11 protein-coding genes are annotated in these 13,488 nt (G+C 67.3%); 6 read left to right on the top strand and 5 right to left on the bottom strand.

From position 1 onward, the window contains the following. Both A9976_RS23030 and tsaE read right to left on the bottom strand, forming a co-directional pair. Nucleotides 1–566, bottom strand: a 566-nt coding sequence (locus A9976_RS23030) for an AMIN domain-containing protein (protein WP_259649278.1), incomplete at its 3' end; no start/stop codon positions are given. Further along, nucleotides 563–1,090, bottom strand: coding sequence for a tRNA (adenosine(37)-N6)-threonylcarbamoyltransferase complex ATPase subunit type 1 TsaE (gene tsaE, locus A9976_RS23025; RefSeq protein ID WP_183020925.1), 528 nt, complete (start codon nt 1,088–1,090; stop codon nt 563–565). The genes tsaE and A9976_RS23030, both read right to left, overlap by 4 nt. Before the next feature lie 12 nt (nt 1,091–1,102). Between tsaE and queG the strand changes: the two genes are divergently transcribed. The 3 genes from queG to A9976_RS23010 all read left to right on the top strand — a co-directional run bounded on the left by queG (nt 1,103) and on the right by A9976_RS23010 (nt 6,584). Next, nucleotides 1,103–2,158: a tRNA epoxyqueuosine(34) reductase QueG gene (queG, locus tag A9976_RS23020; RefSeq protein ID WP_183020924.1), complete on the top strand. Its 1,056-nt coding sequence runs from the start codon at nt 1,103–1,105 to the stop codon at nt 2,156–2,158. Nucleotides 2,159–2,272: 114 nt separating this feature from the next. Next, nucleotides 2,273–5,320, top strand: a complete 3,048-nt coding sequence (locus A9976_RS23015; protein WP_183020923.1) for a diguanylate cyclase — start codon at nt 2,273–2,275, stop codon at nt 5,318–5,320. A gap of 226 nt (nt 5,321–5,546) precedes the next feature. After that, nucleotides 5,547–6,584 (top strand): AraC family transcriptional regulator, encoded by a 1,038-nt coding sequence (locus A9976_RS23010; protein ID WP_183020922.1) that lies wholly within the window; start codon nt 5,547–5,549, stop codon nt 6,582–6,584. Here the strand turns inward: A9976_RS23010 and speB are convergent. Both speB and A9976_RS23000 read right to left on the bottom strand, forming a co-directional pair. Then, nucleotides 6,581–7,651, bottom strand: a complete 1,071-nt coding sequence (speB, locus tag A9976_RS23005) for an agmatinase (RefSeq protein ID WP_183020921.1) — start codon at nt 7,649–7,651, stop codon at nt 6,581–6,583. The genes A9976_RS23010 and speB overlap by 4 nt on opposite strands. Before the next feature lie 16 nt (nt 7,652–7,667). After that, a complete protein-coding gene (locus A9976_RS23000) occupies nt 7,668–9,056 on the bottom strand; it encodes a sodium:solute symporter (RefSeq protein ID WP_183020920.1) in 1,389 nt (462 codons plus the stop codon). Between the two features lie 230 nt (nt 9,057–9,286). On the opposite strand from A9976_RS23000, the gene A9976_RS22995 reads away from it, so the two are divergent. Beyond that, nucleotides 9,287–10,180, top strand: a complete 894-nt coding sequence (locus A9976_RS22995) for a LysR family transcriptional regulator (protein WP_183020919.1) — start codon at nt 9,287–9,289, stop codon at nt 10,178–10,180. 21 nt (nt 10,181–10,201) lie between these two features. Here A9976_RS22995 and A9976_RS22990 read toward each other — a convergent pair whose 3' ends face one another. Next, on the bottom strand, nt 10,202–11,110 hold the full coding sequence (locus A9976_RS22990) for an AEC family transporter (protein ID WP_183020918.1): 909 nt from the start codon (nt 11,108–11,110) through the stop codon (nt 10,202–10,204). 329 nt (nt 11,111–11,439) lie between these two features. Between A9976_RS22990 and A9976_RS22985 the strand changes: the two genes are divergently transcribed. Beyond that, the gene (locus A9976_RS22985) at nt 11,440–12,402 is read left to right on the top strand and encodes a tripartite tricarboxylate transporter substrate binding protein BugE (protein ID WP_012206917.1); all 963 of its coding nucleotides are present in this window, start codon (nt 11,440–11,442) and stop codon (nt 12,400–12,402) included. 76 nt (nt 12,403–12,478) lie between these two features. Further along, nucleotides 12,479–13,462, top strand: coding sequence for a site-specific tyrosine recombinase XerD (gene xerD / locus A9976_RS22980; RefSeq protein WP_183020917.1), 984 nt, complete (start codon nt 12,479–12,481; stop codon nt 13,460–13,462). Nucleotides 13,463–13,488 lie beyond the last annotated feature (26 nt).

The following is a 13,488-nucleotide window of genomic DNA, read 5'->3' as shown; positions in this document are numbered from 1 at the left end:
GCCGTGGGGCCTGAGGGGCGTGGCAGCGGGGGGGGCGGCGGTGCCGATGCGACGGCGGTCTCGTCGCCGGACGCATCGCGCAGGCGTTCGCTGATCAGCGCCTCCAGCGGGTCCACGGCCTTGGCGGGGTACAGGTCGAACACCAGCCTGTGCTTGTAGGCCGCCACGGGCTGCAGCGTGAAGACCTGGGGCTTGGCGGGCTGCTTGAGATCGATCACCAGGCGCACCACGCTGGGCGAGTTCTGGCCGACGCGGATGGAGGCGATGTTGGGATCGTCGGAGCGGACCTTGGCCACCAGTTCACGCAGCGCGGGATTGAGTTCGATGCCCTCGATGTCCACGGCCAGCCGCGGGGGCTGGTCCACGAAGAACTGCTTGGCAGCCAGCGGCCGGTCGGACTCTATGGTCACGCGCGTGTATTCGGGCGCAGGCCAGACGCGCACGGCCACGATGGTGGCGCCGTGCGCGATGTGCTGGCGTCCCAGCAGCAGCACGATGGAGCCCGCCTGCAAAAGATTGCGGCGCGACAGGCCGGACGGATAGGAGGAGGAGTTGGCGTCGCTCATGCCTTGAGTGCTTGGATCACGGCGCGTCCGACGGGCGTGCCGGCGAGCAGGGTCACCTGGCGCTGCGTCTCGTCGATTGCTTCGATATGAATAGCTATATCTGCCGCAGGCGTAAGCGCTGCAGCCTTTTCGGGCCATTCTGCCAGCTTGAGACCGGGGCTGGCGAAAATATCGCGAAATCCTGCATCCTCCCACTCGCGCGGATCATCGAAGCGGTAGAAGTCGAAGTGCCAGATGGCCAGGTCCGGCGCCTCATGCGGCTCCACCACGGCATAGGTGGGGCTCTTGATGCGGCCCTGCACACCCAGTGCGCGCAGCCAGTGCCGCACCAGCGTGGTCTTGCCCGCGCCCAGGTCGCCGTGCAGCGTGACGTAGGCGTTGCGCAGCGCGGGATGGGCCGCGAGCTGCTGTGCAAACCGCTGCGTGTCTTCCTCGCTGCCCCATATCCAGCGATGGCCCGCAGTTTCCGCATCCTGCGGCTGGGCGCTTTCTACAATCGAGGGAGTATGTTGTGCAGCAGTCAATTGGTTCCTTTGATGCAAGGCTGGGCCCGCGAGCTGGGATTTTCCCAAATTGGCGTGGCCGGCGTGGATTTGTCTTCTGCGGAGCCGGGTTTGATGCAGTGGCTGGCCCAAGGGTTCCATGGCGGGATGGACTATATGCAGGCCCACGGCCTGCGCCGCGCGCGGCCTGCCGAGCTGGTGCCGGGCACGGTCAGCGTGATCACGGCGCGCATGGACTACCTGCCGCGCGACACGCCTGCCGATGCGCCGGGCGCCTGGCAGGCCGTGGAGTGGGCGAGGCTGCAGCAGCCCGGCGAGGGCATTGTCTCCGTCTATGCCCGAGGGCGCGACTACCACAAGGTGCTGCGCAACCGGCTGCAGAAGCTGGCCGAGCGCATTGCACAGGAAGTCGGCCCCTTCGGGCACCGCGCCTTCACCGATTCCGCGCCCGTGCTGGAGGCCGAGCTGGCCCGGCGCAGCGGCCAGGGCTGGCGCGGCAAGCACACGCTGGTGCTCAACCGCGAAGCGGGCTCCATGTTCTTCCTGGGCGAGATCTATGTGGACCTTGCGCTGGAGCCCACGGCGCCGGTGACCGCGCACTGCGGCAGCTGCGCTGCCTGCATCACGGCCTGCCCCACGGGCGCCATCGTGGCGCCGCACAGGGTGGACGCGCGGCGCTGCATCTCCTATCTGACCATCGAGCATGCGGGCGCCATTCCCGAGGAGCTGCGGCCGCTGATGGCCAACCGCATCTATGGCTGCGACGACTGCCAGCTGGCCTGCCCCTGGAACAAGTTCGCCCAGCCCAGCCGCCTGCCCGACTTCGATACGCGCGAGGCCCTGTCAGGCGGGCAGCTGGTGCATTTCTTCGCCTGGGACGAGCCCACCTTCCTGCGCCTGACCGAAGGCAGTCCCATACGGCGCATAGGCCATGCGCGCTGGCTGCGCAATGTGGCCGTGGCGCTGGGCAATGCCTGGCGCGAAACAGGCGACGCGGCATTGCAGCAGGCGCTGGCCAGCCGCGCCGACCATCCGGACGCCCTGGTGCGCGAGCACGTAGCCTGGGCGCTGTCGCAAAGATCGGATTGAGCCGATAAAACCGGGGTGCTTGTATGTGAAACAATTGTTGCGCCCTGTCGGAGTGCCCCCGGCGGCCTGTTGCGGGCCACCGCCCTTGAAGGCGCGGGGTCTGTGTGTCTCAACATGATGTTCGATATGCGCGCAAAGCCTCCCCGCAGCCTGTCCCGCCTACTGAACGCAGAACCGCTGGCCCAGACCGCCGTGGCGGTCTGGGTGGGCGTGTGCTGCGTGCTGCTGGCCACGGTGGCGTACTGGACGGTGCTGGTGGACAGCCACCGAACGCAGCGCAGCTTTACCGAGTCCCAGTCCTGGCTGCGGGTGGGGCAAATGTCGCATGCGGTGTCAGTGCAGGTGCAGACCCTGCTGTCCGGCCTGGACTACACCATGCGCGGCCTGGAGTCCGACTTTGCCGACGGCGATGCCGACGGGTTCCGGCGTGCCGTGCAGACCACGTTCGACGCCTATCCAGCCGGCACCTTCCTGCAGATCGCCGTGGCCGACGAGAGCGGGGACATCGTCTACTCCAACCTCCAGCAGGAGGCGGAGACGCGGGCCGCCAAGGTCTCCATCCGGGACCGCGAGCATTTCCAGGTGCATGCCAGCCGCGAGAACATGGGCATGTTCATCGGCCGCCCCGTGCAGGGGCGCGTCTCCCACAAATGGACCATACAGCTGAGCCGCGCGCTGTACCGCCAGGGGCGGTTCTCGGGCGTGCTGGTGCTGTCGCTGTCGCCTGAATACATCTCGAGCTACTTCCAGTCCATCTTCGATGGTGCCCGCGACGTCATCCTGCTGCTGCGCACCGATGGCGCCTACCTGGCGCGCTCGCAGGGGCAGGATGAGGTGATGGGCCGTTCGGTCTCCGATGTGCGCGTGGCGCTGTTCGCTCCGGCCCTGGAGCGCGGCACCTACGAGGCCGAATCGACCGTCGATGGCGTGCAGCGCATGTATGCCTGGAGCCGGGTGGGGGGCTATCCGCTGATCGTCAGTGCAGGACTGGACAAGAAGGCCATCTTCGAGCCGCTGGAGGCTTCTCTGGAGCGCGGCCTGCTGCGCAACGGCATAGGCACGGCCGTGCTGCTGCTGGGCATGCTGCTGACGCTGTGGCTGGCGCGCCAGCGCCAGCTCAGCGAGCGCATGCGGCTGCAGGGTGAGCGGCGCTTTGCGCGGCTGGCGCAGGAGGTGCCGGGCGGGCTGTTCCAGTTCCGCATAGATGCGGATGGACAGTTCCGGTTCCCTTTCACCAGCGCCGGTTTCTTCGGACTGCATGGCGCCAAGGCCGATGCCGCCCGGTTTGCCGACCATGAACTGCTCAAGCGCGTCCACCCCGAGGATTTGCCGGCCCTGGCGACTTCGGTGCGGGCCAGCGTGGACAGCAAGGATGTCTGGGAGCACAAGTACCGCGTCTACGGCCCAGGTGGCGAGCTGCGCTGGCTGCATGGCCATGCCAGGCCTCAGCAGGAGGAAGACGGCTCCCTGCTGTGGCATGGCTATGTGCACGATGTGACGCAGGACCAGGCCATGCAGGAATCCATACGTCACAGCGAGGAACGCCTGCGCCTGACCGTGGGCGCCGTGCGCGACGGCCTGTGGCAGTGGGACTGCCGCAGCGGCCATGTGGAATGGGATGCCCGCTGCTACCAGATGCTGGGCTTCGCGGCTGCGCAGTTCCCCATGAACTACGACGCCTTCTGCGCCATGGTCCATCCCTCGGACAGGGCGCGGATGCTGGCGCTGCTTCAGCGCCATGCCGAGGCCGGGGCTGACTTCCGCGTGGAGATGCGACTGCGCAGCTCGGCCGAAAGCTGGCTGTGGGTGGAGTCGCGCGGCGAAATCACCCAGCGCGATTCCGATGGCAAGCCCGTGCGCATGCTGGGTACGCACACCGATATACAGCAGCGCGTGGAGCAGTCCCGCCTTATCAAGGCCTTGCTTGACCGGGGCAGCGCCCTGATCGTCATGACCGGTCCCCAGCGCGAAATCCTCTATGCCAACGAGCGCGCGGTGCAGACCTTCGAGATCGAGGCAGACCGGCTGCCCGGCGGCGTGGACTTGCGCGCCCTGCATGTCAGCGACGAGAGCTTCGAGCGCTTCGGCCAGCTCTACGGCCAGCTCAACGCACGCGGCACGGTGCGAACGGAATGGATTTTGCGCATGCCTTCGGGTGCGGGCCACTGGTTCGACATGCAGGGCTCGCTGCTGGACCCCGACGAGGACGACGGTCGCGTCATCTGGACCATGATCGATATCGACGCGCGCCGGCGTGCCGAGACCGCGCTGGCCGAAACCCAGCACCGGCTGGAGGCCATCATCGACCGCTTTCCCGCAGGCATTCTGGTCACCGACGCCCAGGGCCGCCAGGTGCTGGCCGCCAACCGCATGCTGGCGGCCGCGCTGCGGCTGGACATGGCGCCTGCCGCCCTGGTGGGGCTGGGCATGCCGTCGCTGATCCAGCTGCTTCCGCCTTCGGTGGCGGACGTGCTCAGCGCGGGGCCCGTGGCTGGCCGTTCCCTGCATGCGCTGCCCGATGGCCACTATGTGGAGATCGAGGGCATGCAGCTGCGCGACGGTGATCGCTCCATCGGCCACTGCTGGGTCTTCCACGACGCGACGGAGCGGCAGCAGCGCGAATCCCAACTGGAGACCCTGGCGCTCACCGACGCGCTGACCGGCATTCCCAACCGCCGCGCCTTCATGGAGCGGCTGGCGATGGAGCTGGACCATCTGCGCAGCGGACTGGTGGCGCATTCCACGCTGATCATGCTGGACATAGACCACTTCAAGCAGGTGAACGACGGCTACGGCCACGCGGTGGGCGATATCGTGCTCAAGGAGCTGCTGGTCTCGGTGGCGCAGGAAATGCGCAAGGAAGACATGGTCGGTCGGCTGGGCGGCGAGGAGTTTGCCGTGCTGCTGTCCGACACCGACGCCGAGGTGGGCCTGCGCCGCGCCGAAAGCCTGCGCGAAGCCATTGCCGGGCGGGCCATCGATGCGGGCAAGGCCGGAGACCTGCACATTGCCATCAGCCTGGGCGTGTACGAGCTGCAGCGCAGCGATGCATCGGCCCAGGGCTGCCTGGAGCGGGCCGATGCGGCGCTGTACTACTCCAAGCGCAATGGCCGCAACCAGTCCACGCTGTGGAGCGAGCGGCTGCCTGCCATCGCGCGCTGATCCGGGTTGATCCGGGCTGGTGCGGCGCAAAGGCCTAGGAATACACCCCGGTGAATTTTCAGAATCATCCAATGGCCTGATCGGGCCGCAATCCCGAAAATCCTGGGTTCATGCTGCCGCGTGGACCTGCCGCATCTTCCTTGGCCCCAGCACCCGGGTGCGGTCGGCTCTCCGCGCAACCCATCACAAAAAAGAGGCTGCGCGCCGAGCGCAGGGCGAGGAATGTATGACATACAACCGCTGGTCCACGGTGCATATCGCGCCGCTTTCGCGAGCGCAGTTCTGGAGCGATGCCAGCCGCGAGGCGCAGATGCCGCACACGCCTTTGGTCGCGCAGCCCGAGCGCTTCGAGGCCGTGCTGACGTCGCGCGGCGTGGGTGCGGTGGTGCTCAACCGCATCCAGATGGCGGCCGAACATGGCATGGAGCGCCTGCATGCCCATGGCCAGCGCGCAGGCCCGCCCTGCCTGCTGTGCATGCTCTACGCCAAAGGTGGTGCCCAGGTATTCGCACCGGATTTGCCGGATTTGACGGATGTACCGGATGCATCAGCCTCGCCTGAGGAGCCAGGCATGGCGGCTGCTGGCAGCGGGCTGCAGGCGCAACCCGGCCAGCCGTTCCTGCTGGACGAGCGGCGCGGCTACCGCATCTGGCAGAAAGAGGCCGTGGACCTGGTGGTGCTGGCCGTGCCGCTGGCACTGATCGATTCGCGTGGCGGCCTGGCCCCGCAACTGCTGGCACGCAGCCTGCCCGACTGTGCATCGCTTCAGCTGCTGGTCCAGCAGATGCAATTGCTGGCTGCGTGGCAGAACCCCTTGCCCGATGCCGAATCCGCCAGGCTGTCCGACTTGGTCATCAACACCTTGAAGACCGTGCTGCAGGCCGGCGCCGACATGGCGATGGCCCGACCCGGCGCGCCCATGCACGTGCTGTTGCGCAGGGTGCGCCAGCTCATCGCCCGCCAGTACCCGGACCCGGCGTTGGGGCCCGAGCGCGTGGCGTCCAGCCTGGGGCTGTCCGTGCGCTCGCTGCAAGCCCAGCTGTCGCGCGAAGGCACCAGCCTCAGCGCCGAACTCATGGCCTATCGGCTGGAGCGTGCCCATGCGCTGCTGCGTGGGACGCAGCCGGGAACGCTGGGCATCGCGGAGATCTCGCAGCACTGCGGTTTCAACTCGCCCGCGCATTTTTCCCGCCGGTTCAGGGCACGCTACGGCAGCACGCCGCTGGGGCTGCTGCGGGATGCGGAGGGCGGGGAGGGTGCCTAGGCAGGCTTGGCGGGGCCGCGCCCGGCGTGGCGTGCGCAGATCAGGCCGAGGATTTCGAACATCATCTGCGCGCCCGCATGGGCGGTGTTGGTGGTGGCGTCGTAGGCCGGCGACACCTCCACCACATCGCCGCCCACGATGTGGATGCCGGCCAGGCCGCGCACCATGGCCTGTGCCTCGCGCACGGTGAGTCCGCCGACCTCGGGCGTGCCCGTGCCGGGCGCAAAGGCCGGGTCCAGGCAGTCGATGTCGAAGGAGACGTAGACGGGCGCATCGCCTACCACCTCGCGTGCGCGGGCAATGATGCCGTCCACGCCCAGCGCGGGAAGCTCCTCGGCGTGGATCACGGCCATGCCCGACTCATAGGAAAACTCCCAGAGATATTCGGCTGCGCCGCGTATGCCGATCTGAATGGTCCGCGTGGGGTCGAGCACGCCGTCCAGCACGGCCTGACGAAACGGGCCGCCGTGGTGGAAGCGGCTGCCGTCGAAGGGGCCCCCGGTGTCGCAGTGGGCGTCGAAATGCACCAGGGCCAGTGGCCGCTCGCGGCCCAGTGCGCGCAATACGGGCAGGGTGATGGAATGGTCTCCACCAGCGGCCAGCGGAATCACGCCGGCCGCATGGATCTTCGCGAAGGTCGACTCTATGTCGCGGTGCGACTGCTCCAGGCTGTAGCGGCTGGACAGCGGCACGTCGCCGATGTCCGCCACGCGCAGCTCGCGCGTGGGAGCGGATCGAAGCACATGGTTGTAGGGGCCCACGCGTTCGATGGAACGCAGGGCCCGGGGGCCGAAGCGGCAGCCGCTGCGGTTGCTGATGCCCAGGTCCATGGGCACGCCGATCAGCGCGGCCTGGAGGTCGCCGAAGTCCGGATGGCTCCAGTCCATGGGACGCATGGGCGCGTCCAGCAGCGTGGGCATGCCTGCGTAGGGCGCGTTGCGCGTGCCGCTGGCGTCGATGATGTGGGCGGCCACGGCGCGGAAATGCGGGTCGTGTATCACGGACTCGTTGGCGCCGCCGAAGCGTGCGCGCAGCGCGGCCAGCCTGTCTGCAGTAAAGAGGGTCATGGGTGTGTCCCTTGGTTCAGGATTGGATGCCCGACAGGGAGCGCTGCTGCGTGCGCTGCGCCAGGCTGATGAGGATGAAGCTGGCCGTGCTCACGGCCAGGCTGGCATAGATGGGCGTGTTGGCGGCCAGGCCGTCCCTGACCATGAAGGCGACGGCCGTGGCGCAGCCCAGCAGCATGCTGGCGATGGCGCCCGCCGTGGTGGCCCGGCGCCAGTAGATGGCGCCGATCAGCGGCACCAGCATGCCGCCCACGAGCAGGTTGTAGGCGGTGGTCAGGGCATTGAGCACATCGTCCACCACCAGGGCGATGCCGAGCACGGCCAACCCCACCAGCAGCGTCAGCAGCCGGTGCCAGCGCACATCGACCAGCGGCCGGCCGCCCCGCAGCAGGGGCACGAGGTCCTCGGCCAGCACGGTGGAGCCGGCCAGCATGGCGGCGCTGGCCGTGGACATCATGGCCGCCAGTGCGGCAGCGATGACCAGGCCGCGGATGCCGTCCGGCAGGCTGGCCTGCACGATGGCGGCAAAGGCATTGTTGGCGTTGTCCAGGTCCGGAAGCAGCACGCGCGCTGCCATGCCCACCAGGGCGCCGACCAGCCCGTAGACCACGCAGTACAGGCCGGCAATGCTGCCCGCCACGGCGGCCACCCGTTCGCTGCGGGCCGTGAACACACGCTGCCACACGTCCTGGCCGATCATGATTCCGAAGAAATAGATCACGAAATAGGTGGCAATCGTGTCCCAGCCTATGTGTGTGAACTCGAAGCTGGACGCCGGCAGTCGCGCCACCAACTGGTCCCAGCCGCCGACGCGGTACAGGCAGATGGGCAGCAGGATCAGCATCAGGCCCGCGGTCTTGATCACGAACTGCACGATGTCCGTCAGCGTCAGCGACCACATGCCGCCCACGGCCGAGTAGATGACCACGACGCCCCCGCCCACCAGGATGGAGATCCACAGCGGCAGGTCGAACAGCACCTGCATCACGGTGCCGATGGCGATCACCGACGTGGCCGCCAGCATCAGCGAGTAGGCCAGCATCACCAGGGCGCTGGCCTGCTTGGTGCGGGCGCTGTAGCGCCGCTCCAGCACCTGGGTCACGGTGCAGATGCGCAGCCTGAGCAGGGGCTTGGCCAGGAACAGGTTGAGTACCAGCAGGCCCGCGCCCAGCGCCGCGCACAGCCAGAATCCGGAGATGCCGTACACATAGCCCAACCGCACCGTGCCCACGGTGCTGGCGCCGCCTATCACCGTGGCGGCCATGGTGCCCATGTACAGGCCCGGCCCGAGGTTGCGGCCGGCCACGAGAAAGTCCTCCTGCGTCTTCGCGCGGCGCATGCCGTACCAGCCCAGCAGCAGCATGGCTGCCGCGTAGATCACCACGACCGAGATATCGAGCAACATGGTTTGTCTCCCTTTTGTTGCGGCCCTGTTGGCAGGGGCCTCTTGAAACAGCGGTATCCGTGGAAGTGAATTCCCTGGCTCGCCCCTCTTGTTCTGTATTGCAGTCCCTCTTTGTTCAATCCAGATGTGCTGCAACAGCCGTGGATGCTAGACAGCAGCCCGGATTGCATCCATTTCAAGTTCCATTTACAAACATCGATAAGAATCGATCTTTCCCGAGTGAAAACCCCATGCTCCATACCGTTTCAGACCTGGATCTGCGGCTGCTGCGCGTGTTTCTGGCCATCGTCGATGCGGGCGGCGTGTCGGCGGCGCAGGCCAGCCTTGGCGTAGGCCAGTCCACGCTCAGCAGCCAGCTGTCCACGTTGGAGACGCGCCTGGGATTCAGCCTGTGCGAGCGTGGGCGTGGCGGCTTTCGCCTGACTGCCAAGGGCCGGCGCTTCGTCGATATGGCTCGCACGGCCCTGCAGGGACTGGAAGGCTTCAGTGCGCAGGCGCGCAACATGCACCGGCAGCTGGTCGGCAGCCTGGCCATCGGCCTGATCGGCAATGCACCCATGGAATACAACGCGCTGATGGGGCGGGCCATACAGCGTTTTCGCCAGCGCGACGAGGCCGTGCGCCTGTCGGTGCTGGTGCGCGGGCCGCGCGAGCTGGAGGAGATGCTGCTGCGCGACGAGCTGCAGGTCGCCGTGGGCTATTTCCTGCACCGCGCCCCGGCGCTGGAATACACGCTGCTGTTCAGCGAAAGGCAGGTGGCCTATTGCAGCGCCAGCCATCCATTTGCCGCACGCGCGGGCCGCATCGGCGCGCAGGAGGCGGGCGAGGCCGACTGGACCTGGCGCACCTATCCACTGCCGCAGGCACCGCTGACGGGGCGCCCGCGCCATGTCACCTCAGAGGCGGACAACATGGAGGCGGCCGCCATCCTCATCCTGTCAGGCGCCCACCTGGGCTACCTGCCCGAGCACTACGCGGCGCCCTATGTGGCTGCCGGCCTGCTGCATGCGCTGGACGAATCCCTCTTCAGCTACGACGTGGACATCACCATGGTGGCCAGGAAGCGCGCACGCCAGGACGACATCACGGCCGCGTTCACGGACGACATGCGTGCCGTGCTGTAGGGGAGCCGTGGCACAGCGGCATCAGAACTGCAGCAGGCTCAGCGCAAACGGCAGGCTGAGCACGCCCAGCAGCGTGGACAGCGTGACCAGCCCCGCCACATACGAGCCGTTGTAGCCCATGCGTGCGGCCAGCACATAGCATGACGATGCCGTGGGCAGGGCCGAGAAGGCCATCAGGATCAGGGCCTGCGCACCGCTCAGGCCAAACGCCCGCACCATGGCATAGGCGATCAGCGGCTGCACCAGATGCCGCACGGCCAGCAGGCACACGGCCAGCAGCTTGCCGGCGGCCAGCGCGCCGAACTGCATGCCGGCGCCGGCCGACATCAGGCCCAGCGCGATGGAGGCTGCGCCTATGCGGGAGATCGACGGCTCGATCAGCGCCGGCAGCTTCAGCCCCAGCGCGCTGAACACCAGGCCCGACAGCGTGCCCACGATCAGCGGATTGCGCACCAGCTGGCCCAGGAAATGCTGGTTGCTGCCGCGCGCCATGGGCCAGACGGCCGCGATATTGCACAGCGGCACGCTCACGCCGATCAGCACCGAGATGAACAGCAGGCCCTCAGGCCCCGCCAGCCGGCTGGCCAGCGCCAGGCCTATGAAGGAGTTGAAGCGAAACGCCACCTGCACGGCGCCCGCATGCTCGCGCACATCGATGCGGCCGCGCAGGCCGGGCCACCAGGGCAGGCTGTAGGCCAGGCCGATGCCGACCAGGGCCGCACACACGCCAGCGGCCAGCAAGTGGGAGGTGGCACCCCAGTCCACCGGGCTCTTGACGATGGAGTGGAACAGCAGCACCGGGAACAGCAGGTAGTACACCAGCGCCTCCACTGCCTGCCAGACCGTGCGGTTGAGCTGTGTGAAGCGGCACAGCACGTAGCCGAGCACGATGAGCGAAAAATCGGGGAAGAGCAGCACGGCGTAGTTCACGGGGGCAGAGCATAAGCGCAACCCCGCAGTCGCACGGCCGGGGTGGCAGCAGGGACGAGATTGCCTACGGGTAAACACCGGGAAATCAGTGCTGCGACAAACTGTGACAACCGGGCCCCGGGCCTTAGCATCGCTGGGGTCCACACAGCCGATCCGAAAGCGCAGGTCCTGACGACCGTCAAGCGCGCAGCGGGCTCCAGGCCCCACCATGGCTGTTCCGTGGCAGCGTTTGCGAGCCTTCATTTCGCAGACCATCCATCCGCAGGCACGGCCTTGCGGATGTCCATGAAACCTTCTTCGTCAACACGACCCCCAAAAGGAGATCTTGTATGAATCGTCGCAGCTGGATGGGCCTGACCCTGGTCCTCGCAAGCACCGGAGCCCTGGCCCAGGCCTATCCCACCAAGCCGATCAAGCTGGTGGTGCCCTTCGCCCCCGGTGGCACGACCGACATCATCGCCCGCGTGATCGCCGAACCCCTGACCAAGGAACTGGGCCAGCCCGTGGTGGTGGACAACCGCGGCGGTGGCGGCGGCGTGATCGGCGCCATGGAAACCGCGCGCTCGCAGCCCGATGGCTACAGCCTGGGCATCGCCACGGTCTCGACCACGGCGACCAACCCCGCGATCAACCCCAAGATCTCGTACAACACGCTGACGGACTTCACGCCCATCATCAACGTGGCGGCCACGCCCAACGTGATCGCGGTGAACCCCAAGTTCCCCGCCAAGGACTACAAGAGCTTCGAGGCCGAACTCAAGAAGTCCCAGGGCAAGTACTCCTATGCCTCCTCGGGCACGGGCGGCATCCAGCACATGCTGATGGAGCTGTACAAGAGCCTGACCAACACCTTCGTCACCCACATCCCCTACCGCGGTGCGGGCCCGGCGCTCAACGACGTGGTGGCGGGCCAGGTGCCCATGGTGCTGGACAACCTGCCCTCGGCCCTGCCGTTCATCAAGGACAACCGCCTGGTGCCCATCGTGGTGGCCGCGCCCCAGCGCCTGGCCGTGCTGCCCAATGTGCCCACCTTCAAGGAAGTGGGCCTGGAGCCGGTGAACCGCATGGCCTACTACGGCATCCTGGGCCCCAAGAACATGCCCAAGGACGTGGTGGACAAGATCAACGCCGCCGTGCGCAAGGTGCTGCAGGACCCGGCCGTGCGCAAGCGCATCGAGGACACGGGCTCCCTGGTCATCGGCAACTCGCCTGAAGAGTTCGCCAAGCAGATCAAGGACGAGTACGAGACGTACAAGAAGGTGGTTGCTCAGCAAAAACTCACGCTGGAGTAAGCACCGCCTTGAGCGGTTGGCTCAGAACCCGAGGCTCCTTGCGGACCTCGGGTTTTTTCGTTGTAGGCTTGACGGGATGTCCCAAGTGCCTGTTGCTTCCATCGCTTCCCCATCGGCTGCCGAAGCCGAATCTGCTGCCGATCCGGCATCCTGGCCGGCGCCGCTGCCTGCCAGCCTGGATGCGCTGGACCTGTTCATGGATGCGCTGCTGCTGGAAGACGGGCTGTCGCGCAATACGCTGGCGGCCTATCGCCGGGACCTGACGGCCTGGGGGCGGTGGCTGGCGCACCAGCGGCCGCCGCTGGCGCTGGATGCGGCGGGCGAGCTGGAGCTGCAGGGCTATTTCGCGGTGCGCGTGGAGCAGACCAAGGCCAGTTCTTCCAACCGGCGGCTGACGGTGCTGCGCCGCTACTACCACTGGGCGCTGCGTGAGCAGCGCATTGCCGCCGATCCCACGGTGCGCATGCTTGCGGCCCGGCAGCCCCCGCGCGTGCCGCATACGCTGACGCAGGCCCAGGTGGAGGCGCTGCTCAGGGCGCCCGATGTCGATACGCCGCTGGGCCTGCGCGACCGCGCCATGCTGGAGCTGATGTATGCCAGCGGCCTGCGCGTGAGCGAGCTGGTGGATCTGCCCGTGCATGGCATCGATCTGCGCTCGGGCGTGTTGCGCGTGACCGGCAAGGGGCAAAAGGAAAGACTGGTGCCCTTCGGCCAGGAGGCGCATTGGTGGCTGGAGCGCTACCTGGCCACGGCGCGTGGCGCCATCCTGGGCGGACAGCGCAGCGACGCGGTCTTCGTGACCCAGCGCGGAGCGGCCATGAGCCGCGTGATGTTCTGGGTCATCGTCAAGCGCTGCGCGCAGGTTGCCGGCGTCACGGCACCGCTGTCGCCGCATACGCTGCGCCATGCCTTCGCCACCCATCTGCTCAACCATGGCGCAGACCTGCGCGTGGTGCAGATGCTGCTGGGCCATGCCGACATCTCCACCACCACCATCTACACCCATGTGGCGCGCGAGCGGCTCAAGGCATTGCACGCTTTGCACCATCCGCGTGGTTGATTGTGTGTGGATGGTTCGCCGGTTTG

The sequence above is a fragment of the Delftia sp. UME58 genome (assembly GCF_014170385.1).
Classification (GTDB): Bacteria; Pseudomonadota; Gammaproteobacteria; order Burkholderiales; family Burkholderiaceae_C; genus Comamonas; species Comamonas acidovorans.
The sequence above is the reverse complement of the archived record's forward strand: the minus strand, read 5'-3'. Positions and strand labels throughout refer to the sequence as shown.

Bases quoted from the DNA above. Each gene is read 5' to 3' on its own strand.
- queG (WP_183020924.1), top strand. From the start codon at position 1,103: ATGCAAGGCTGGGCCCGCGAGCTGGGATTTTCCCAAATTGGCGTGGCC.
- A9976_RS23015 (WP_183020923.1), top strand. From the start codon at position 2,273: ATGATGTTCGATATGCGCGCAAAGCCTCCCCGCAGCCTGTCCCGCCTA.
- A9976_RS23010 (WP_183020922.1), top strand. From the start codon at position 5,547: ATGACATACAACCGCTGGTCCACGGTGCATATCGCGCCGCTTTCGCGA.
- speB (WP_183020921.1), bottom strand. From the start codon at position 7,651: ATGACCCTCTTTACTGCAGACAGGCTGGCCGCGCTGCGCGCACGCTTC.
- A9976_RS23000 (WP_183020920.1), bottom strand. From the start codon at position 9,056: ATGTTGCTCGATATCTCGGTCGTGGTGATCTACGCGGCAGCCATGCTG.
- A9976_RS22995 (WP_183020919.1), top strand. From the start codon at position 9,287: ATGCTCCATACCGTTTCAGACCTGGATCTGCGGCTGCTGCGCGTGTTT.
- A9976_RS22985 (WP_012206917.1), top strand. From the start codon at position 11,440: ATGAATCGTCGCAGCTGGATGGGCCTGACCCTGGTCCTCGCAAGCACC.
- xerD (WP_183020917.1), top strand. From the start codon at position 12,479: ATGTCCCAAGTGCCTGTTGCTTCCATCGCTTCCCCATCGGCTGCCGAA.